We start from the raw sequence: 21,266 nt of genomic DNA on the forward strand, positions 1-21,266 counted from the left end.
ACCAAGTAAACCGCACCCCGAAAAACTTAGTTGACGAATAATTCGCTAGCGAAATACTATTCGTCGCCATGACCGTTCAAGCCCCGCCGTACACAGGTATCACCCGGCTTCTCGCCGGGCGGGCCGTCGCCGCGCTCGCCACGGCCCTCATCCCCACCGGGCTCACGCTCGCCGTCATCCGGATCGGAGGTTCGGCCGCCGACCTCGGTTTGGTGCTCGCGGCCGAGATGGTGCCGCTGCTCCTGTTGCTGCCGGTCGGGGGAGTACTGGCCGATCGGTTCGCGCCGTCGAAGGTGGTGCTCGTGGCCGATCTGGTGCGCTGCGCGGCCCAGCTCGCGATCGGGGTGGAGCTGCTGCGCGGGGGGACCTCGGTCGTGGTGCTGGCGGTGCTGGCGGCGATCACGGGGGTGGCGGTGGCGTTCGGGATTCCCGCGGTCCGGCCGCTGATCACCGGGCTGGTCCCGCAGGAGTTCCGGCTGAGGGCCAACGCGCGCATGGGGGTCGCCAACGGGCTGGCCCAGGTGGCGGGGCCGGCGTTGGCGGGGGCGGCGATCCTGCTCGCGGGACCGGGATGGTCGTTCGTGCTCACCGCGGGACTGTTCGCCGGATCGGCGGTGACGCTCGGCGGCTTGCGCAGTACGGCACGCGGCGACGTCACGTCGTTCGTGACCGAGCTGCGCGGAGGATGGCGCGAGGTGCGCCGGCATCGCTGGTTCTGGGTGAGCACCCTCGGCCACGGCGTGTGGCACCTGGCGGCGGGTTTCCTGCTCACCCTGGGCCCGCTGATCGCGGTGCGCGGGCTGGGCGGCGAGCCCGCCTGGGTGATCATCACCCAGGCGGGCACGGTGGGCCTGCTCCTGGGGGTGATGCTGGCGGCCCGGTTGCCCGGCCGGCCCTTGATCGTGGTGGCCGTCGCGGCGTCGCTCTACGCGCTGCCGCTGGTGGCGTTCGGGGTCCAGGCTCCGCTGGCGGTGGTGACCGCCGCCTACTTCGTCGCGATGCTCGGGCTCGGCGTGCTGAGCCCGTTGTGGGAGACCGCCGTGCAGAACAGGATCCCCGCCGAGGCACTGGGCCGGGTCGCGTCGTTCGACTCGCTGATCTCCTTCGCCTCCCGCCCCCTCGGACTCGCGGTGGCGGCCCCGGTCGCGGCGGTCCTGGGCGAGGCGGCGCCGCTGCTGGTCGGGGCGGTGCTGGTCGTCATCGCCAACCTGGTCGTGGTGGCGCTGCCCGAAGTGCGGTCGAACGAGGTCTGAGCCGGGTTCACGGTTTCGGCGCCCACGACGTGGTGACGCGGTCAGGCGGGGGCAGGGAGCCCGGCGGGTTGCAGGGTGCCGTCGCGCATCTCCAGGACGCGGTCGGCGAGTGAGATCAGGCCGGGGTCGTGCGTGGCGACCAGCGCGGTCACGCCCTCGCTGCGGACCAGGGCACGCAGGAGCTGCATGATCTGCCGTCCGGTCTGGGAGTCGAGCTGGCCGGTCGGCTCGTCGGCGATCAGCAGTTCGGGCCGGTTGGCCAGCGACCGGGCGATCGCCACCCGTTGCTGCTGCCCGCCGGAGAGCTCGTAGGGCCGCTGGTTGGCGTGCTGTTCCAGCCCGACGAGGGACAGCAGCATCGCCACCCGCTCGTCCCGTTCGGCGGCGGAGGCCCTGGCCAGGCGCATCGGCACGCCCACGTTCTCCGCCGCCGACAGCACGGGGATCAGCCCGAAGGACTGGAACACGAAGCCCACCACGTCCCGGCGCAGCGCGAGCAGGCCCTGCTCGGGCAGCGAGGTGACCTCCTGCCCGGCCACCACCACCCGCCCCGCGTCCGGCCGGTCCAGGCCGCCGACCTGGTTGAGCAGCGTGGTCTTGCCCGAACCCGACCGGCCGCGTACCGCGATCAGTTCACCCGGGTGGGCCTCGAAGGAGACCTCCTTGAGCGCCACGACCTCCTTGGGGCCGCTGCGGTAGACCTTCCGCAGGCCCTCGACGACGACCAGCGGTTCACTCATCCTCAGATCCCTCCGGCCACACTCCGATGTGGTCACGTTCGAGTTCCAGCCGCACCCGGCGTTCCATGTTGAGCGCGCTGGTGAAGTCGCGGGGGAGTTGCAGCCGGCCCACCCGGTCGAGCACGGCGTACTCCTCGGCGATGGTCCCGCCGTCCTCCGACGCCCGGCGGAGCGTCTCGCTGCTGGTGCGTCCGTCTCGGATGCCCACGGTCCGGTCCACCTGTTCGGACACCAGGTCGTCGTGGGTGACGATCACCGCGGTGACGCCGAGCGCCCGGTTGGCGCTGCGCAGCGCGGCGAACACCTGCTCGGAGGTGTCGCTGTCCAGTTCGCCGGTCGGCTCGTCGGCCAGGATCACCTCGGGGGAGTTGGCCAGCGCGACGGCGATGGCCACCCGTTGTTGCTCGCCGCCCGACATCTCGCCGGGACGCCGGTCGGCGCAGTCGCCCACGCCGAGCAGGTCGAGCAACTCGCCCGCCCGGCTCTTCTGGGCGCGGTTGCCGGCCAGCCGCATCGGCAGCACCACGTTCTCCCGCCCGGTCAGGTAGGGGAGCAGGTTGCGGGCGGTCTGCTGCCAGATGAAGCCGACCGTCTCCCTGCGGTACCTCAGCCGGTCCTTGGCCGTCATCGACAGCAGATCCGTGCCGGCGACCCTGGCCAGTCCGGCGGTCGGCACGTCCAGCCCGGACAGCACGTTGAGCAGGGTCGACTTGCCCGATCCCGAGGCGCCGACGATCGCGATCAGTTCGCCCTTCTCGATGAGCAGGTCCAGCCCCTGCAGGGCGACCACCTCGACGCCCTCGGTCTTGAAGATGCGCACGAGGTTGTCGCACAGGATGTGGGCGGTCTCCCCGAAAGCGGGCCTGCCGCGTACGGCTTGCGCCTCCAGCTCGGACAGCGTCGGCGTCTCGGTCATCGGAACCCTTTCAGCGTGGAGTCCCCGGGCCGGTGATGGCAGGTGGCGATCATCAGGTCCTGCGGCCGGTGCGCGGGCGAGGGGCCGGCGAGGCTGGTGCACGACCTCGACGGAGATCCTTTCGAGCGGGTGACCGGCGGGAATCGCGGCCGGTCAACGGCCGGATCTCCGAGTTTCAGCCGTGCGGACGAGGCGGTCAACTCTCACCTACCCGAAGGACGGAGCCGAGGGCGCGGCGGTGGGAGACGGCGGCGTGCGCGAACGCGCCGAGCACCGCCACCACGGCCACGCCGCCGGCCAGCAGGGCGGGCGTGATCAGATCGATGGGGTAGTCCTTCACCGGCAGGTCTCCGGCGTAGACGCTGAGATCGATGCCGGGTCCGAGGGCGACGGGCAGCACGAGGCCGAGCAGCAGCCCGGCCAGGGTGGTGAGCACGATCATGGGGGCGATCTCCAGCACGGTCAGGCCGCGCGCCTGCCGTTCGGGCATGCCCAGGGTCCGCAGGAACGACAGCGCGGTCCCGCGCTCCGCCGCGCCGATCACCAGCATGATGAGCACCGCGAGCAGCGCGTACGCCGTCAGCGCGGCGGTGACCACCAGCAGCGTCCACTGGACGGTCCCGGCCAGCGGCGTGGCGGTGATCCGGTCCAGTTCCTCCTCGACGGTGACCGACACCGGCGTGACGGCCAGCGCCGCGGCCTCGCTCAGACGGCGGCCGTCCAGCCCGGTCCCCTTGATGAACAGCGTGTTGACCGTGGTACGCGCGCCGACCCGCTCGTTGGCGTCGAACGGGACGACGACCACGTTCCGCAGTTCGCGGCCGAGCACCGGCATCGCCGCCACGATCCCCTTGGGCACCACCGTCATCTGCTTCTGCCAGCCGACCAGCAGCGTGGCGTTGCCGATGAGCTCCGGGCTGACCAGGGCGGGCACCTCGGACGCGGTCGCGGAGGTGGGCGGCTCGGGCACCGAGAGCGGGGTGCCGGCCAGAATGGCCCGGTAGGCGGCCAGGTCCACGGCCAGGCCGGTGCCGACGGTGCCGCCCCGGCCGACCTGCACCGGAGACTTCGACGCCGGGACCACGGCCGTCACGCCAGGCACCCGCCGTACTCGTTCGATCGCCTCCGGGGAGATCTCCACCGTGCTCTCGATGCGCGCGTCGGCGCCGGTGCGTTGCCAGGCGACGTCGCTCTGGGTCGCGTTCAGCCCGCTGGAGATCACCGCCGCGAACACCGACACCGCGAGCGCGGGCAGCAGGATCAGCACGGGCAGCGCGGAGAACGCCCTGGCCCTGGCCGCGAGCGCGAACCCGAGGAACGGTACGGCCGTGCGCCGCCGGGTGACCAGGGCCACGATCAGCCGCAGCGGGTAGGGATAGCAGCGGACCGTGATCAGCGCGGCGGCCACGGTGAGCGCGACGGGGACCATCATGAGGAACGGGTCGGGCTCCGAGGTCGTCAACCCCCGGTTCCGCAGCAGGTAGGCGCCGACCAGCGCGACCACCACCACGATGACCTCCAGCGTCAACCGCCGGATCGACGGGCGGCGCGCGATCATGTCGTCGCGACGGTCGCGCAGCGGCCTGCGGTGGGAGGCGGCCACCTGCGCCGCGCAGAAGACGATCGCGGTCAGCCCGATGACCAGCGGCCCGACGTGGACGATCGGCGTCACGGGACCGGGCACCAGGAAGGCGGCGCCGTAGCCGAGGAGTACGGCGGGCACGGTCACCAGCGCGACCAGCCCGACGCCGGTCCCGACGAGCTGCCCGAGCGACCCGCCACGGGCGCGCATGAGGCTCAGGGCGTGGTGGGTCCGCTCGCCCACCAGCTGCACGGCGAGCGCGATCACCCCCAGCGAGACGGCCAGCAGCCCGCCGAACAGCAGCACGAGCAGCGTCTCGGCGGCTCGCAGGCGGTCGAGGAAGCCGGAGAGCAGCGTGGTCAGCCCGGTCTGCGGTGCGTAGCCGGCCACGCTCCCCTCGATCCGGGCGCGGTCGATGTACCGGGCGACGGAGCCGATGAGCGAGTCGGCGTTCCGCGCGTTCACCGCGGACGACCGCACGGGGATGACCCACTGGTAGGTGAGCAGGCGGGCGCCGCCGGCGAGGCTGAGCAGCGAGTCCGCCGAGGTGAGGGAGGTGATGTGCGTCTCGTCGTCCCCGGAGGGCTTGACCCGTACCGAGACGTTCAGCATGTCCTCGTTGTGATGCCAGTACCTGTCGGTCGCGTCGAGCGGCTCGAAGATGGCGGTGACCCGGGCCGCGACGGGGTTGCTGTGGCCGAGCACCAGCACGGTCCCGATCGGCAGGTTCATCCGCTTCGACGCCTGCTCGACCAGGGCGATGTCGAGCCGCGGTATGTCGGGATGGTCGGGAACGCTGATCCGTCCCGCCGGACCGGGAGGGGTGCCCCGAACGAAGCGGACCCGCCGGTCGGCGTCGGACAGCCAGCCGAGGTTGACGAACTGGCCGGACATGGCGCGCCGTCCGAGAAGGCCCGCGACGGGAGTCCCCGCGGTCTTGGCGTTGTAGTGGGCGCGCGAGCCGGGCCCCTGGTCGGTGACCGCGCGGAGCTCGGGGGGCAGCAGCCGCCACCAGGTCTGGTTCGCCGTGGCGAACTGGGCGGGCTCCGTCAGGACGTCGAGCGTGGTGGCGGGGCTGCGCCCGATCAGCAGATCCGTCTGGGTGGCGGACGTCTGGTCCAGCAGGTGCCCCAGCGCGTCGTCGTAGGCGGCCTGCATCATCCGGGGCAGGCCCGCGATCAGCAGCGAGGCGCTCAGCACCAGGATCGCCAGCACGGCGACGGGGGCCCGGTGCACCCGGGCGAGCAGGACGGCGTTCACCGGTCATCCCCGATCCGCAGGGCGCGATCCAGGCCGTGGCCGCGCAGGTTACGGGCGAGCACCGCGACGATCCCGAACAGCGCCGCGGCCACCACCACCAGCAGCCCCGCCGTGGCGGGCCAGGGTATGTCGAGCAGCACGTCCGGCGTGACCGACGTCGCCTGCCCGGTCAGCACGATGTGCGGCACCACGAGCGAGGCGACCACCACGGCCAGGACCGTGCCGCTCGCCAGCGACAACCCGATCAGGAACGTCTGCTCGACGGTGAGGAGCCCGAGGATCTGCCGCGAGCTCACGCCGAGCGCCCGCAGGATGGCGAACTCCGCCATCCGTTCCCTGGCCGCGACCGCCGCGTTGACCACGAAACCCAGCAACGCGAAGGCGAGCGCGGCGACGAAGCCGAGGACCAGCGCGCCCTGCAGCCCGCTCGCCAGCGGATCGTCGCGCAGTTCACGGCCGAGGGCCTTGAGGTCCACCACCGTCTGGTCCCACTCGGGCCTGCGTTTCAGCTCGGCCGCCGCCGGGGCCGTGTCGCCGCCCCGCGTGCCGATCCACCATTCCGTCACGGTGCGCGGCGACCTGCCCGACGCGAGCTCCCGCGTCTGGAGGGTCTCCCAGTCGGCGAGTACGGCGGGCTGGTCGGAGGTGGTGCCCGGCAGCGCGTCGAGGATCCCGGCCACGGAGATCCGGGTGGGCGTCCGTTCCATGGTGACCATGGCGACCTGGCCCACGGCGAGGTTCTCGCTGGCCGCCAGCTCCTTGGTGATCACTACCGGCAGCGCGCCGAAGATCTTCGCCTGCGGCGCGGTGGGCGGCGCGAACAACTCGTCGTCGCCCTGCTCGGCGGGGGCCGGGAGGACCGTCAGGATCTGCGGGTCCACTCCCTCCACCGACGTGGGCGAGCGCCCGATCGCCACGCTGAACAGCCCGCTCTCGCCGAGCTCGGCGGCGGGCAGGACATCCGGCCGCGACGGCAGCCGGTGCGCCCAGCGGACACCGGCGGGCTGGGCCAGTTCGGGGCCGTCCCCGGTGCGGATCCGCTCCACCGCGAACGTGAAGGCGCTGCCGTGCACCGGTACCGGCACCTCCAGGGAGAAGCCGCGCACCGACAGCGGATAGGTGATCCGCCCGCTGCGCCCGCTGAGGGACGCGAGATCGACCCGGACCTCGTTCGCCCCCCTTTCCAGCGGACCGATCCGGGTCTCCCACCGCACACCGAGCCCGTCCTGAAGCAGCATGCGCACCGGCATCTTCTCGTACGGCGCGGCGGCGTCGGCCTCCTCGACCGTCAGGCGGAGGTCCACCGTCAGCTCGGCGGGCTCGCCCGGCAACGGCAGCGCGGGCAGCGCCGGCCGGCCCGCGACGAGCCGGTCGGCGATCGTGCTCAGGGAATCGGCGGCCAGGTCGGGGCGCAGTCCGGCCAGGCCGCCCACTTTGCCGGCGTCCAGCGCGAGAAGGGTGACCTCGTTGTCGCCGAACTCGCCGCCGGCGCGGTAGGCGGGGCTGAGCGACTCCACCCCCGGCAGGGCCGCGTAGGCCGTGCCCCGCCCCAGCGGGCCGAGTTCGTGCCCCTCCACGGGGCCCGCGACCCGCAGGTCCGCGCCCGCCCGGTGCCTGGCCTGGTCCTCCTGGGAGGCGCGCCAGGTGGTCGCCGTCGCCAGGGACAGCACGCCGATCGCGATGGCCATGGTCAGCAGCAGCGCCGGACCGGAGTAGCGCAGCGGCCGGCGGCTGACCTGCCAGGCTCCCAGCGCGGGCGCGAGCCCGGTCCGCTTCGAGGTGATCCGTTCGGCCAGCCGGGAGATCGGCGACACCAGCCGCAGCCCGAGCATGCCGCCGCAGAGCAGGGCCAGCGCGGGGCCGGTGATGATGAGCGGGTCGATCCCGAGCTCGCCGCCCGCCGTGGCGGTGACCGGCGCGCCGTACGATCGCAGCTGCCAGATGGCCAGCGCCGCGACGCCGAGCACCGCCAGGTCGGCCCCCGCCCGCTGCGCCAGCCCCTTGCGGTCGCCCCGGCCCCGCGCCGACTGCTCCTCCACATACGTACGGCGCGCACCGCGCAACGCGGGCAGCGAGAGCAGCACGGCGCAGCCGAGCGCGACCAGGCCGGACACCACGAAGCCGGCCAGGTCGGCGTTCGGCGCCAGCCGTACGCCGGAGGTCTCGATCCACGGGATGGACGCGACGAGACGCAGTAGCGGCGCGGCGAGGAACGGCGCGGCCAGCGCGCACGGGAGGGCGATGAGCAGGGCCTCGCCCGCGGCCAGCGCCGCCAGCCGTACGCTGCCGGCGCCGCGCGAGCGCAGCAGGGCGACCTCCATCCGCCGGTGGTCGGCGAGCAGCCGGGCGGTCAGCATGAGCGCGTAGGCGGCGAGCAGCAGCAGTTGCAGGACGGGTACGAGCATGGTGGAACGTGCCACGGTGCCGGCGGTGTCGAGCTGGGCGAGCATGTCGGGGAGACGGGTGCGGGCCGTGCAGTCACCGCAGCCGGCTTGGCCGGGCAGGTTCGCCATCGCGGAGCCGAGAGTGGTGGCGAGCTCGTCCATCCGGTCGGGGGCGAGGGCCCGCAGATCCGGCTCGGCGATCCAGGAGACGGACACATCGGTGGTGAACCGTCCCGCGAAGGTGTCGAGCGGCACCATCAGCGGACCGTACGTCGTGAAGTTGCCCCGCTCCACGCCGCGGCTCAGCAGGCCCTCGGCGGTCCAGCGGTCGCCGTTCGGGTCGTTCAGCGTGTAGATCCCGGTGATCTTCACACGGACCGGTGCGTGGTCGAGACGGCCCTCGATGGTGATCTCGCTGCCGGTGGACAGCCCCATCGCGCGGGCGGCGGGCTGGGAGAGGACGGCCTCCACGGTGCCGGTCGTCGTGCCGGTCGTCGTGCCGGTCGGGCCGGCGGGGCGAGCCCAGGCGCCGCTCTGCAGCCGGGCGTGTCCCTCCAACCCCTCGTACACGCCGAACCTGGTCAGCTCGGGGGTCTTGCGTTTCGCCTGGCCGGGCATGGCGTAGGAGTCGGAGCGGGAGCTGACGGTCAGGGTGGTGGGGAGACCGGCGTAGGCCCCGGTCAGCCGGTCGCGGATCGACCGGTCGAACGTGGGGAAGGTCTCCTTGGAGACGGGCGAGGTCACCGTGGCCGAGACGATGCTCGGCAGGGCGGTCTCCATCGCGCGGCGGACGCCGACGTCCACCACCGAGGAGGCGTACATGGTGAGGGCCACCAGGGTGGTCGTCGCCAGGAGGATGGAACCGAAGGCGGCCAGGAGGAGCAGCGGCTCGCTGAACGCGCGCTGCAGCAATAACGGTGCCCGCCCCCGCATGAGTACCGCCTCCCGATGAGCCCCTTACCTTGCAGTACGCACGATTGATCAGTATTCGGCGGGAGGCAATACGCCGGGGCGCTCGGTGATGGACCCGATATGCCGCGGCGACCCGGGCGTGATATCGAAATCGTGACAATTGCCGGTGATGGGCCCGGTGGCGGGCCCGGTGACGGGCTGGGAACGCCGAAACGCCGCACCCCTATGGTCAGGGAGTGCGGCGTGCGGAAAGCCGTGGCCTGCTCGGCTCCCGGCTCGGCCCGCCGGACCGGTGATCGGCCCTGCGTGCCGTGCCGGGCCCTGCTCGGCCCCGGCTGGTCTGAACGATCCTGCTCGGGCCTTACTCGGCCCGGGTGTTACTTGGCGGCAGCCAGGGCGGCGGCGCGCTTGGCGATCGCCGACTTGCGGTTGGCCGCCTGGTTCTTGTGAATGACACCCTTGCTCGCCGCCTTGTCGAGCTGGCGGGAGGCGGTGTGCATGAGCGCCACGGCCTCGGTCGCGTTGCCCTGCTCGGCGGCCTCGCGGAACTTGCGGACCGCCGTCTTCAGGGACGACTTGACCGCCTTGTTGCGCAGCCGGGCCTTCTCGTTCTGTCGGTTGCGCTTGATCTGGGACTTGATGTTCGCCACGAAGAAGCCTCGGTATGAAAGTCGGTGGATGGGGCGCGCGGGCAAACTTCAGAGGGCGCGCCACACGCAGTTGAACAGGCTACCAAGCAGTCGGTGCCTGGCCCAAATCAGAGTCTATCCCGGCCGCACCCAATGCCGGTGATATTCGCCCCAGTCCTCCTCTGTGGCGGCGAAGTCGACGTAGAGGGCCAGGCCGAAGCGCGGGTGCGGGGCGCCCCGGCGGGTCAGGGCCAGGCGGGCCCCCCGGGCGGCGGTGGCGACGCTCTCCGCGGAGTCGCTCCAGCCGGCATCGTGGTCGTGGTAGGCCGGGGCGCCGATGAGGATCGACGTGGTCGCGGGGACCGTCTCCATGGCCAGCGTGGCCTGGCGGAAGACGTGACCGCCGTAGAGAGAGGCGAAGGGGAGGTAGGAGTCGTAGGTCATGATGGCGACCTGGTCGGTGCGCGCGGCGACCTCGCGGAGGTAACCGCGCGACCAGTACTTGTCGTGCCCCACCGCCACGCGGGCGAGCGGGCGCATGCCGGAGTACGGCTCGATCTGGGGGGTCGAGGTCGTCAGCAGCTTGCCGCCGATGAGGGCGCGGGTGCCGCTCAGGAGGTCGAGGAACTCGGTGTCGCCGTCGCCGATCGGCTCGAAGTTGTAGTGGACGCCGTCGAAGCCGAGTTCGATCATGTCGCCCGCGCCGGCGAGCACCCGCCGCCGGGTCGCCGGATCGTCGAGGTCGAGGACGTCGTCGACCCTCTGGCCGAGCCAGGCGGAGACGCGGATCCCGGGGAGCCGCTCCCGCCACCATTTCAGGAAATTTCCAGCGTTGGGGTATTTGTCGGGGTTAAGTGTGCCGTCCGGGTCGAAGGGGCCGGAGTGGACGTACACATCCCGGACCGCCGTCGTGCGCAGCCGTACCGCCAGGGCCTCCAGGTCGCGCTCCGTGCGGCGGCCGTCGACCCACGCGTGGCCGAGCCACAGGGCGTCCTGGCCGCTCGCTTTAGCCCAACCGGCCGGTGGCCCGGTAAACTGCAGATACAGCGCGGCGGCCACTACGCCGGCGAGCAGGCCGGCAAACGTCAGCAGCACGGCCGTCGCCCGTATGAGCAGGCGAAGGCCGTCGCGTACGGCGGTTCGGGTAAGCACCCGGACATGTCACCATGGAAGACGGCTGACCACCAGCCGTAGATCGTACTCAGCTCTCGAAACGGACCCCGGTGCGTACTCAGCCTGGCCAGACCGATCCCGCGGTGCTTCGGAACTTCTGCATCATCGCGCACATCGACCACGGCAAGTCCACGCTTGCCGACCGCATGCTGCAACTCACCGGTGTGGTCGACGATCGGCAGATGCGCGCGCAGTACCTCGACCGGATGGACATCGAGCGCGAGCGCGGCATCACGATCAAGTCGCAGGCCGTGCGCCTGCCGTGGACGGTCAACGGTGTCGGCCACGTGCTGAACATGATCGACACCCCGGGCCACGTCGACTTCACCTACGAGGTGTCGCGGTCGCTGGAGGCGTGCGAGGGCGCGGTCCTGCTCGTCGACGCCGCCCAGGGCATCGAGGCGCAGACGCTGGCCAACCTCTACCTGGCGATGGGCGCCGACCTGCACATCATCCCGGTGCTCAACAAGATCGACCTGCCGGCGGCCCAGCCCGACAAGTACGCCGCGGAGCTGGCCGGGCTGATCGGCTGCTCGCCCGACGACGTGCTGCGCGTCTCCGGCAAGACCGGCGCGGGAGTCGGCGAGCTGCTCGACAAGGTCGTGGCCGAGGTGCCCGCCCCGGTCGGCAACGCCGACGCGCCCGCGCGTGCGCTGATCTTCGACTCGGTCTACGACACCTACCGGGGCGTGGTGACCTACATCCGGGTGATCGACGGTCACCTGAGCAAGCGCGACCGGCTGCTGATGATGTCCACCGGCGTTCAGCACGACACCCTGGAGATCGGCGTGATCTCCCCGGAGCCGACGATCTCGGCCAAGGGCCTGGGCGTCGGCGAGGTCGGCTACCTGATCACCGGCGTGAAGGACGTCCGGCAGTCGCGCGTCGGCGACACCGTGACCTCCGCCGTCAAGCCCGCCACCGAAATGCTCGGCGGCTACGACCACCCCCGGCCGATGGTCTTCTCCGGCCTCTATCCGATCGACGGCGACGACTACCCCGAGCTGCGCGAGGCCCTCGACAAGCTCCAGCTCAACGACGCCGCGCTCACGTACGAACCGGAGACCTCCGCCGCGCTCGGCTTCGGCTTCCGCTGCGGCTTCCTCGGCCTGCTCCACATGGAGATCGTCCGTGAGCGCCTGGAGCGGGAGTTCAACCTCTCGCTGATCTCCACCGCGCCCAACGTGGTCTACCAGGTGAACATGGAGGACGGTAAGGAGTTCGTCGTCACCAACCCCTCGGAGTTCCCCGCCGGGAAGATCGACCGGATCTTCGAGCCGGTCGTGAAGGCCACGGTGCTCGCGCCCTCCGACCACATCGGCGCGATCATGGAGCTCTGCCAGGGCCGCCGCGGCGTCCTCCTCGGCATGGACTACCTCTCCGAGGACCGCGTCGAGATCCGCTACACCCTGCCGCTCGGCGAGATCATCTTCGACTTCTTCGACCAGCTCAAGTCGCGTACCCGCGGTTACGCCTCGCTCGACTACGAGCCCTCCGGCGTCCAGGAGTCGGAGCTGGTCAAGGTCGACATCCTGCTCCAGGGCGAGGCCGTCGACGCCTTCAGCGCCATCGTCCACAAGGACAAGGCCTACGCCTACGGCGTCGAGATGGCCAAGAAGCTGCGCGAGCTGATCCCGCGGCAGCAGTTCGAGGTGCCGATCCAGGCCGCGATCGGTTCCCGTGTGATCGCCCGCGAGAACATCCGCGCCATCCGCAAGGACGTCCTCGCCAAGTGCTACGGCGGCGACATCAGCCGTAAGCGCAAGCTGCTGGAGAAGCAGAAGGAGGGCAAGAAGCGGATGAAGATGGTCGGCCGCGTCGAGGTCCCCCAGGAGGCGTTCGTGGCCGCCCTCTCCACCGAATCCTCGACGGAGAAGGCGAAGAAGTAGCCCACCGGGTACGGCGGGCCGCCTGAACCGTGATCCGGAAAGTGTCGGTGGCGTCACGTAGCTTCTGATCGAACGTGTGTGCGATCCAGGAGGCGACTGTGACCGGAGACGTTGACGAGGCCGACCGATTCCTCCGCGCGGCGATGCTGGGAAGCGCGATGGCGGCGGAGATCCAGCGGATCCTGTCCGCCAACGTGCGGCCGGCGGAGGTCGCGGCCGACGGAACGATCCTGGTGGAGGTGCCGTTCCCCGACTCCACCGTCCTCTACGCGGTGCTCGACGCCGCGGCGGCCTGCTTCGGGAGCCCTAGACGGGACGGCTCGCCCGAGGAGGCGAGACAGGCGGTTCTGGAGCCGGTCCTGCAGCTGGCCGCGCTGCTGGGGGAGCCCGGCGACGGCGGGCGCAGGAGGTCGGAGGTCGGCTAGACCATACCTCCGCACCGGGCCGTCGCCCGCCTTTCACGAGCTCAGCCGGCGGCCTTGAGCAACTCGTTGGCCTTGGCCTCGGCATCCTTGAGCGCCTGGGCGGGGTCCTTCTCGCCCTGCATGGCGAGCTGGACCTCGGCGGCCACGGCCTTGGAGACGGCGGCGCCCCAGGCGGCGGTCTCCGCCTTGCGGGTGGCGATCTGCTCCTCGGTCACCTGGGTGCGCTGCGCCTGCTCGGCGCCCAGCCGGCGGGCGACGGACAACGGGTCGCCGCCTGTCTGGCCGGTGAAGAAGGAGTCCTTCAGCGCGTCGGCGGCACTGGGGAAGATGGCCACCTTCGGGTCCTTGACGAAGCGGAGCTGGCTCTCCGCGTTGGTCACGAACTTGGCGAACTCGGCCGCGGCCGCCGCGTTCTTGCTGGTGCTGGCGACGGAGAGATACTGGCCCTCCCACACGTCGAAGGCCTTGGCCTCCACGGCGGCGGTGACGCCGAGCTTGGGATAGAGCGTGGGGGCGTTGTCCTTGACGTAGCGCAGGAAGCTGGCGTTGCGGTCGCCGAAGACGAGCTTGCCCGCGGCGAAGCGGTTGGACAGCTCGGTGGGCTCGGCCGACAGCGTGTCCCGGGGCAGCGCCCCGGCCTTGTACAGCCCGGCCAGCCGGGTGACCCACTTCAGCGCGGTCGGGTCGGTGGAGAACGCCAGGGTCTTGCCGTCCGGGCCGAAGAATTTCACCCCGAGCGACTGCCAGTCGGTCTTGATGCGCTCGGTCGGGTTCGCGATGGTCGCGTGGTACTTGCCGCCCGACACCTTGGCGATCTGGTCGGCGGCGTCGAACAGCTCGAAGACGTCCTTCGGCGGGTTCGCCGGGTCGAGTCCCGCGGTCTTCATCAGGTCGGTGTTGACCGCCAGGACGTTGAAGCCGCCGTACCACGGCATGGCGGTGTGGGCGGACCCGGCGAACGTGGCGCCCGACCACATGGCGGGGATGAACTGCTTCCCGGCGTCCGGGACCTTGGTGTCCAGGTTGAGCAGGTATCCGGCCTTGGTGAGCGCGATGGCGGTGGCTTCGTTGAGGTTCACCACGTCCGGCATCGTGCAGGCGGCGGCGTTGGCGAGCAGGCGGGGCGTGAACTCCGAGTCGCCCGGGTCGTCCACCCAGTTGACCTTCACGCCGGGGTGTTCCCGCTGGAAGTCGGCGATGATCGGGTCGAAGACCGGGGCGAAGTCGTTCTTCAGGCTGGTCGTCTGGAACGTGATCTCACCCTTGATCTCGCCCTTGAGCGGTCCCGGGCCGACGTTCTCCTTGGGCACCGGGCAGTTGCCCGCCATGGCGGTGTCGCCTCCGGCCGGGGTGTCGCCGCCTCCGGACAGCCCGCAGGCGGCGGTGGTGAGGCCGAGGGTGACGGCGGTGAGCACCAGTTTGCTGATCTTCATGGGGGTCTCCTTACTCAAGGGTGAGCGCGAAGGCGTGCGAGACGCGGTGGCCGTCCGGCAGGCGCACGGTCACCGCGCCGTCCGCCGCGCTCCAGTCGAGGGGGCCGTCGTGGCCGAGCAGCCCGACCTTTCGCGGGATCCGCGTGACGGGCACCCGGACCTGGCGGAGGTCCGTGCGCAGGCCGATCGCGTAGACGGTGTCGCCGCGCCGGGTGAAGACGAGATCCTCGCTCTCGTACGGCTCGCAGGGGCGGGTGCCGTAGACGGCCTCGCCGTGCACGTCCAGCCAGCCGCCGATCTCGGCGAGCCGTTCGTAGACGCGGGCGGGCAGTGCGCCGGTGTGGTCGGGGCCGATGCCGAGCAGCAGGTTGCCGCCGCGGGCGATGATCCGGCAGAGCAGACGGACGACGTCGCCCGCCGTCTTGTACGTCTCGTCCGGGCCGAAGGTGTACCAGAACGGGCCCAGGGTGATGCAGCTCTCCCAGGGGAAGGGCTGCAACTCGGCGGGCACGGTCTGCTCGGGGGTGCGGTAGTCCTCCTGCGGCCCGTGCACGTCGCGGTCCACGACCAGGATGCCGGGCTGCAGGTCGCGGGCGCGGGCGGCCAGGCGTGGCAGGTCCAGGTCCTCGCGCGGCGCCCGTACCCAGCCCCCGTCCAGCCAGAGCAGGTCCACCGGGCCGTAGCCGGACAGCAGCTCCTCGATCTGGCCGTGGGTGAAATCGGCGAACCGCCGCCACCGCTCCGGCTCGTCCTCCGCCCGGTAGTTGGCATAGCGGTCAGGGGTGTCCCGGCCCGGTACCCAGTAGTCCGGGTGGTGCCAGTCGGCCTTGGAGAAGTAGGCGCCGACGCCCATGCCGTGAGCGCGGAAGGCGTCGAACACCGCACCGGCGACGTCCCGGCCGAGGGGGGTGTTGGTGGACTTGTACGTCGACAACTCCGTGTCGTACATCGCGAAGCCGTCGTGGTGCTTGGTGGTGAACACCACGTACCGTATCCCCGCCTCCGCGCACGCCGCGGCCCACTTCTCCGGGTCGAACGCGGGCGCGTCGAAACCCTCGGGGAGCTTCTCGTAGTGCTCGCGATACCCGGCGCGGTCGTGGGCCCACGGGTCGGGGCGGGCCATGAAGTCGTCACCCTCATCGCACAGGGTCCAGCTCTCGAAGACGCCGAGGCGACTGTAGGGACCCCAGTGGATGATCACGCCGAACTTCTGGTCACGCCACCATTCGAGCTTGGCCCGCACAGCGGGGTCGTCCGGCCACACGTACTCGTTCATGTCCGCTCTCCCGTGATCACATTTTCACCGCGCCGGATGCGACGCCGCGGTAGAACCAGCGCTGGGCCAGAAAGAACAGGGCCACGACGGGGATGACGGAGATCATCGACCCGGTCATGATGAGTTTGTCGTCGACGCCGAACGAGCTCGACGACATCCGCGACAGCCCCAGGGTGAGCGTGAGGTTCTCCTCCGACCGCAGCACGATGAGCGGCCACAGGAAGTCGTCCCACGCCGCGATGAAGCTGTTGATCGCGACCACCGTCATCGCTCCCCTGGCCGAGGGCAGGAAGATCCGCCGGAAACGCGTCCACTCGCCCGCTCCCTCCATCAGTGCCGCGTCCTCCACCTCGGACGGCACGGCCAGGAACGCCGCCCGCATGATCAGCACGTTGAAGGCGCCCGCGATGCCGGGCAGCCAGGCCCCGGCCAGGGTGTCGACGAGCCCCATGTCCCGGATGCCGAGGAACAGCGAGATCATGATCGACTCGAACGGGAACATCATCGCCAGGACCAGCAACAGGAACACCGCCCTGCGCCCGCGCCAGCCGGGCCGCGACATCATGTAGCCGCCGAACGAGGCGAAGACCAGGTTGCTGGCGATGGCCAGCGCCGCGATGGTCGCGCTGTTGGCCATGTACGACGCGATCGGCACCGATTCCGCGATCTTCACGAAGTTGTCGAACGTGAGGTTCCTCGGCCACCAGGAGGCGTTGTCGCCGTAGACGTCCTCACCCGGCCCCTTGAGCGCGGTCGAGAGTTGCCACAGGAGCGGCCCCACGGTGATCGCCAGTACGGCGAGCAGCAGGACGTATCTTCCGGCGAGCCTGATCGCGGCCTTCACGAGCCCTCACCTCTGGAGATCTTCTGGCCCAGCAGTGTGAAGCCCACGGTCAGCAGAAAGAGCGCGACGGAGGCGGCGGCGCCGAATCCGGCGTTGCCCGTCACGGGGTCCAGACCCACGTCGCGGATGTAGAACGGCAGGGTGCGTGCCTGGCCGCCGGGTCCACCGGTGGCCCCGCCGAGCGCGAAGACCTCGGTGAAGACCCGGAGCGATCCGATCGCGGTCAGTGTGCCGACGAGCAGCATCGTGGGCCGCACCCCGGGCACCGTGACGTGCCGGAAGCGGTGGAACGCGCTCGCGCCGTCCACCGAGGCGGCCTCGTGCAGTTCCTTCGGAACGTTCCCGAGCGCGGCCAGATAGAGGATCATGTACCAGCCCAGGCCCTTCCACACGGTCATCGCCATCGCCCCGAACAGCACCAGCGTCGCGTCGGACAGGAACGGAACCGGCTCGCCGGCCAGCCCGGTCGCCAGCAGCGCGCCGTTGATCAGCCCGTCGTCGCGCAGCAGCCACTGCCAGCTGAACCCGGCCACGATGATCGAGGCGAGCACCGGCGTGTAGAACGCCGACCGGAAGAACCCGATGAACGGGATCTTCTTCTCCACCAGTACGGCCAGCAGCAGCGGCAGGATGACCATCAGCGGCACCACGACCAGCGCGTACAGCACGCTGTGCCAGGTGGCCGACCAGAAGGCCGCGTCACCCAGCAGGCGCGTGTAGTTCCCCAGCCCCACGAACCCCGACGGCCCGCCCAGCGGCTTGGCGTTCGTGAACGACAGCAGCACCGTGTTGACGAACGGGAACACCCCGAACACGACCGCCGCGGCGATCACGGGAGCACACCACAACCAAGGCATCCACCAGGGACGATGGAGCGCGGCACCGGACTTGGCGGTGACTTGCGGCGCGGGCTCGCGCGAGGGGGGCGGTGCCGCGGGGGAGAGTGTGTTGATCATGATCCATTTCCCGGTCGAGGGTCAGCGGCGCGGGCCGTACAACTCGTCCCGCACCGCCTCCAGCGCCATCAGCACGGCTCCGCGCAGCACCGAGTTGCCTTCCACGGCGGAGGTCACGAGCCGCACCCGCAGCGGGGCCAGCTCGGCGACCTCGGCCTCGATACGCGCGATCAGCGGGCCGCACACGCGCCCCACCTCGCCGGTGAGCACGACGAGCCCGGGATCGACGACGGCGCACACGGCCACGATGCCCACCGCGATCCGCCCGGCCACCTCGGCCAGGAAGTCCTGCCCGCCGTCGCGCAGCACGTCGGGAACCGTCCGGCCGCGTACGTCGTGCTCGCGGGCCAGGGCGAGAACGGCCCGCGAGCCGGCCAGCCCCTGGAAGCCGCCCTTGTAGAGGCCGCTGCGCCGGTGTATCCGCTGCAACGTGGCGCCGTGCAGCGGCAGGTAGCCGACCTCGCCCGCGCCGCCGCCGCTGCCTCTCCGCAGCCGCCCGCCGAGCACGAGCCCCATCCCGACCCCGCTGCCCAGGGTGAGCAGCGCGAAGTCGTCGCGGTCGCGGGCCGCGCCGACCAGGTGCTCGGCCAGCGCGCTGAGGTTGACCTCGTTCTCGAACACGACCTGCCGTCTCAGCTCCTCGCGCAACTGGGTCAGCGAACCGTGGTGCCAGCTCGGCAGGTCGGACGAGAACGCCATGTCGCCGGTGGCCGGATCGACGATGCCGGGCGTGCCGACGACCACGCAGCGCAGATCGTCCACCGTGAGCCCGGCCTTGCTCGCGGCCTCGGCCACGGCATCGCGGACGAGGAGGATCGAGTTGTCCTTCGGGCGAGTGACGATCACCGCCGCGCCGGCCGTACGGCCGGTGATGTCGGCGACGACGGCGTGCACCTCCGTCGCCCGCAGTTCGACCCCGGCCACGTGCGCCCGGTCGGCGATGACGCCGTAGGTCCTGGCGTTGGGGCCGCTGCGTCCTTCACCCGCCTGGCCCGCCTCGGTGACCAGGCCCGCTTCCAGCAGCCGCTCCAGCAGTTCGGCCACGGTCGGCTTGGCCAGCCCGGTGCGCTCGACCAGCTGCGCCCGGCTGATCGGCCCCAGCTCGATCATCAGATCCAGGGCCAGCCGGTCGTTGATCGCACGGATCAGCCCGGCGGACGCCTTCCGGCTGCTCATGTCACTCCCCGTCGGATAGGAAGGTTCCCTTCCAGTTGTCGGCTGACGCTAGAGAGCGCAGCCAGGGCGTGTCAAGAGCCGTCTCGCTGTGATGTTCAGCGAAAAGTCACCATTGCGGCAGCGGGCATCGGCTGCCTAGACTCGCCTAACCGGAAGGGAACCTGTCTATCCCGCCAGTTCGGCGGGGGCCTCTCGTGAGCGGCCGACGCCGCGTCAGTCGCCCGGGTCGCCGACGATGGCCCTGAGTGCGGCGACATGGGCCTGGTAGGCGGTGCGACCGGTTTCCGTGAGGTGCAGCCACACACGTTGCCTGGTGTCGCGGACGGCCTTGTTCTGCGCCACGTAGCCCGCGTCCATCAGGACGCTGATGTGCTTGCTGAGCACCGAGGCGCTCACGTCGAGCTGCTGCTGGACGGTGCCGAACTCGGCCGATTCCACCGCGTCGAGCAGGGCGCAGATCCGCAGGCGGTTGGGCGCGTGGATGGTGGTGTCGAAGCCGTCGGCGGGTTCGCCTGTGGTCGTCATGCCGAGGCGCGCCGGCCGCCGAACAGGCCGATGACGAGGATGGCGACGGCCAGGATCTCGGCGAACGCGATCATCGCCCAGTTCTGGTCGAAACCCAGCTTGAGGACGGCGGCGGCCGTGCCGAGGGCGCCGACGGCGATCATGCACAGCCACACCCTGCGGGTCTGCTCCCGGCTGAACCTGGGGACGAGCCCCGCTCTGCTGATGAAGAGGCGCAGCGTCATGCCGAACGCCGTGAGCCACAGGAGCATGAAGACGATGAAGGCGGTGATCCCGGCGACCGTCGACGGGAGCTGGGTGGCCAGTGGGGAGACGGCCACCAGCGCGGCCAGGCTCGCGAAGTACCACCACGGGGGGCGGAGGGCGGCGGCGGCGTCGGTCTGGGCGCTCTGTGCCGCCTGCAGGGCGGCACGCGCCTCCTCGGGGGTCGGCCGACGACCTGAGGGCTCTTCTGTTTCCATAGTGGAAAGTGAAGCACTGACTTTCCGGTTCGTCAACTGTAGATTTTCCATATTGGAAACTAAAGGGCCGGACGGCGGATCGCGCCCGCCGCCCGGCCTTTGTTCCGGGGTGGTCAGCGAAGGACGGAGTGGAGGGCGGAGGTCAGGGAGGCGCGGGCGTCGTCCTGGTCGAGAGACCACATCATGGAGCCGCCGAGGCCCTTCAGGCGGATGTACGCGGCCTTCTGCACCAGTACGGCGGGGTCGTCATAGGACCAGAACTCGTTGCCGTCGTAGAGCCAGAGCGTGCCGGTGCGCAGGTCGCGATAGCGTTTGCCGGGTTTGGCGGCCAGCTGTTCGTAGTCCTCCGTGCCGGCGGCGAACGTGCCGGGAGCCGGTCCGGTGGCGGGCCGGTAGAGGCCGTCGCCGCCCGCCGTGACGCCGGTCCAGCCCTGGCCGTAGGCGGGGACGCCGACCACGATCTTGCGCTTGGGCGCGCCCCGGCTCAGGAAGTCGCGCACGGTCTGGTCCACGCTGAAGCGGACCTCGTTCGGATCGCGCCTGTCCGTCAGCAGGTTGCCGTTGTGGCCGGTCCGGCTCTCCCAGGAGCCGTGCAGGTCGTACCCCTGGACCGTGGCGAAGTCGAGCGCCCTGAAGACCCTCGGGACCTCGAACCCGGCGTCGATCTTGGCGGCCGCCGCCGGCAGGAACGCCGAGAGGACGCTGCGGCTGTCGAAGGCGTCCATCTGCCTGCGGAGCTCCTCGACGAACAGGGTGAAGTTCTGCTTGTCCTCGGGCCTGATGACGTTCCCGTCGTTTCCGGCGGAGCCCGGCCACTCCCAGTCGAGGTCGATGCCGTCGAAGACGCCGGCGCCCGCGCCCGCGGGGAGTCCGGGAAGCTCACCCTTCAGCCACAGTTCCACGCAGGAGGCGGCCAGCCGGGTCCGCGCCTCGGGAGTGAGCACGGCGTCGGAGAAGTGCTTCGAGAGGGTCCAGCCGCCCAGCGAGACGAGCGCCTTCAGGCCGGGGTGCTTGGCCTTCAGTTCTCTGAGCTGGTTGAGGTTGCCCTTGAGTGGCTGGTCATCGGTGTCTCCCGTGCCGTCCACGCTCTGCTCGGCGGACACCGGCCGCTGCCAGTCGGCCCAGGCGTCCGCTGACGCACATGTACCCTGTGCGGTCACGTCGCTGAAGGCATAGTTGATATGGGTTAGTTTGCCCGCTGCGCCACTGGAGTCGAGGTCTTTGACATGAAAGTCGCGGGCATAGATGCCCCATTGAATGAAGTAGCCCACACGCTTGAAGCGGTCGTCGTGCTGAGGGTGCGTCTGCGCCTGGGCGGGTGCGGCGGCCATGGCCGGCACGAGTGAGAGGGTGGCGATGAGTAGGATCCTGCAGAGTCGGACCACGGTGGCTCCACTGCTCCGAGGGAATACTTATAGGAAAGTTTCCTTTA

General features: G+C 70.7%; 17 protein-coding genes. 3 read left to right on the forward strand and 14 right to left on the reverse strand.

The window, feature by feature from the left end; translation table 11 throughout:
* Positions 1-68: 68 nt before the first annotated feature.
* Positions 69-1,253 (forward strand): MFS transporter, encoded by a 1,185-nt coding sequence (locus MBA17_RS01265; protein ID WP_238494330.1) that lies wholly within the window; start codon positions 69-71, stop codon positions 1,251-1,253.
* 41 nt (positions 1,254-1,294) lie between these two features.
* Here MBA17_RS01265 and MBA17_RS01270 read toward each other — a convergent pair whose 3' ends face one another.
* From MBA17_RS01270 to MBA17_RS01295, 6 genes are all read right to left on the reverse strand, one after another.
* Complete coding sequence (locus tag MBA17_RS01270) at positions 1,295-1,993, reverse strand: ABC transporter ATP-binding protein (protein ID WP_238494331.1); 699 nt, start codon at positions 1,991-1,993, stop codon at positions 1,295-1,297.
* On the reverse strand, positions 1,986-2,909 hold the full coding sequence (locus MBA17_RS01275) for an ABC transporter ATP-binding protein (RefSeq protein ID WP_238494332.1): 924 nt from the start codon (positions 2,907-2,909) through the stop codon (positions 1,986-1,988). Before MBA17_RS01275 ends, MBA17_RS01270 begins: the two co-directional genes overlap by 8 nt.
* Before the next feature lie 196 nt (positions 2,910-3,105).
* A complete protein-coding gene (locus tag MBA17_RS01280; RefSeq protein ID WP_238494333.1) occupies positions 3,106-5,751 on the reverse strand; it encodes an FtsX-like permease family protein in 2,646 nt (881 codons plus the stop codon).
* The gene (locus MBA17_RS01285) at positions 5,748-9,068 is read right to left on the reverse strand and encodes an ABC transporter permease (RefSeq protein ID WP_238494334.1); all 3,321 of its coding nucleotides are present in this window, start codon (positions 9,066-9,068) and stop codon (positions 5,748-5,750) included. Before MBA17_RS01285 ends, MBA17_RS01280 begins: the two co-directional genes overlap by 4 nt.
* Before the next feature lie 356 nt (positions 9,069-9,424).
* Positions 9,425-9,697 carry a 30S ribosomal protein S20 gene (gene rpsT, locus MBA17_RS01290; RefSeq protein ID WP_238494335.1) on the reverse strand — a complete coding sequence of 91 codons (273 nt, stop codon included), beginning with the start codon at positions 9,695-9,697 and terminating at the stop codon, positions 9,425-9,427.
* A 114-nt stretch (positions 9,698-9,811) separates the two neighbouring features.
* On the reverse strand, positions 9,812-10,828 hold the full coding sequence (locus MBA17_RS01295; RefSeq protein ID WP_238494336.1) for a glycoside hydrolase family 18 protein: 1,017 nt from the start codon (positions 10,826-10,828) through the stop codon (positions 9,812-9,814).
* Positions 10,829-10,899: 71 nt separating this feature from the next.
* Here MBA17_RS01295 and lepA point away from each other — a divergent pair, with 71 nt between their 5' ends.
* Positions 10,900-12,738 (forward strand): translation elongation factor 4, encoded by a 1,839-nt coding sequence (lepA, locus tag MBA17_RS01300; protein ID WP_238494337.1) that lies wholly within the window; start codon positions 10,900-10,902, stop codon positions 12,736-12,738.
* Between the two features lie 98 nt (positions 12,739-12,836).
* A complete protein-coding gene (locus tag MBA17_RS01305; protein WP_238494338.1) occupies positions 12,837-13,163 on the forward strand; it encodes a hypothetical protein in 327 nt (108 codons plus the stop codon).
* 41 nt (positions 13,164-13,204) lie between these two features.
* On the opposite strand, the gene MBA17_RS01310 is transcribed toward MBA17_RS01305, so the two are convergent.
* The 8 genes from MBA17_RS01310 to MBA17_RS01345 form a co-directional block, all read right to left on the reverse strand.
* Positions 13,205-14,596, reverse strand: a complete 1,392-nt coding sequence (locus MBA17_RS01310) for an extracellular solute-binding protein (protein WP_238494339.1) — start codon at positions 14,594-14,596, stop codon at positions 13,205-13,207.
* A 10-nt stretch (positions 14,597-14,606) separates the two neighbouring features.
* Positions 14,607-15,872 (reverse strand): alpha-L-fucosidase, encoded by a 1,266-nt coding sequence (locus MBA17_RS01315; RefSeq protein WP_238494340.1) that lies wholly within the window; start codon positions 15,870-15,872, stop codon positions 14,607-14,609.
* Between the two features lie 16 nt (positions 15,873-15,888).
* On the reverse strand, positions 15,889-16,716 hold the full coding sequence (locus tag MBA17_RS01320; RefSeq protein WP_238494341.1) for a carbohydrate ABC transporter permease: 828 nt from the start codon (positions 16,714-16,716) through the stop codon (positions 15,889-15,891).
* Positions 16,713-17,672 (reverse strand): carbohydrate ABC transporter permease, encoded by a 960-nt coding sequence (locus tag MBA17_RS01325; RefSeq protein ID WP_238494342.1) that lies wholly within the window; start codon positions 17,670-17,672, stop codon positions 16,713-16,715. Before MBA17_RS01325 ends, MBA17_RS01320 begins: the two co-directional genes overlap by 4 nt.
* Positions 17,673-17,693: 21 nt before the next feature.
* Positions 17,694-18,848 (reverse strand): ROK family transcriptional regulator, encoded by a 1,155-nt coding sequence (locus MBA17_RS01330; RefSeq protein ID WP_238494343.1) that lies wholly within the window; start codon positions 18,846-18,848, stop codon positions 17,694-17,696.
* Positions 18,849-19,061: 213 nt separating this feature from the next.
* On the reverse strand, positions 19,062-19,373 hold the full coding sequence (locus MBA17_RS01335) for a transcriptional regulator (RefSeq protein ID WP_238494344.1): 312 nt from the start codon (positions 19,371-19,373) through the stop codon (positions 19,062-19,064).
* Positions 19,370-19,834 carry a hypothetical protein gene (locus MBA17_RS01340; RefSeq protein ID WP_238494345.1) on the reverse strand — a complete coding sequence of 155 codons (465 nt, stop codon included), beginning with the start codon at positions 19,832-19,834 and terminating at the stop codon, positions 19,370-19,372. The genes MBA17_RS01335 and MBA17_RS01340 overlap by 4 nt, the downstream gene beginning before the upstream one ends.
* Positions 19,835-19,947: 113 nt before the next feature.
* Complete coding sequence (locus MBA17_RS01345; RefSeq protein ID WP_238494346.1) at positions 19,948-21,219, reverse strand: glycoside hydrolase family 18 protein; 1,272 nt, start codon at positions 21,217-21,219, stop codon at positions 19,948-19,950.
* Positions 21,220-21,266 lie beyond the last annotated feature (47 nt).

Source organism: Dolomitihabitans soli (assembly GCF_022213955.1).
Taxonomy (GTDB): Bacteria; Actinomycetota; Actinomycetes; order Streptosporangiales; family Streptosporangiaceae; genus Streptosporangium_A; species Streptosporangium_A soli.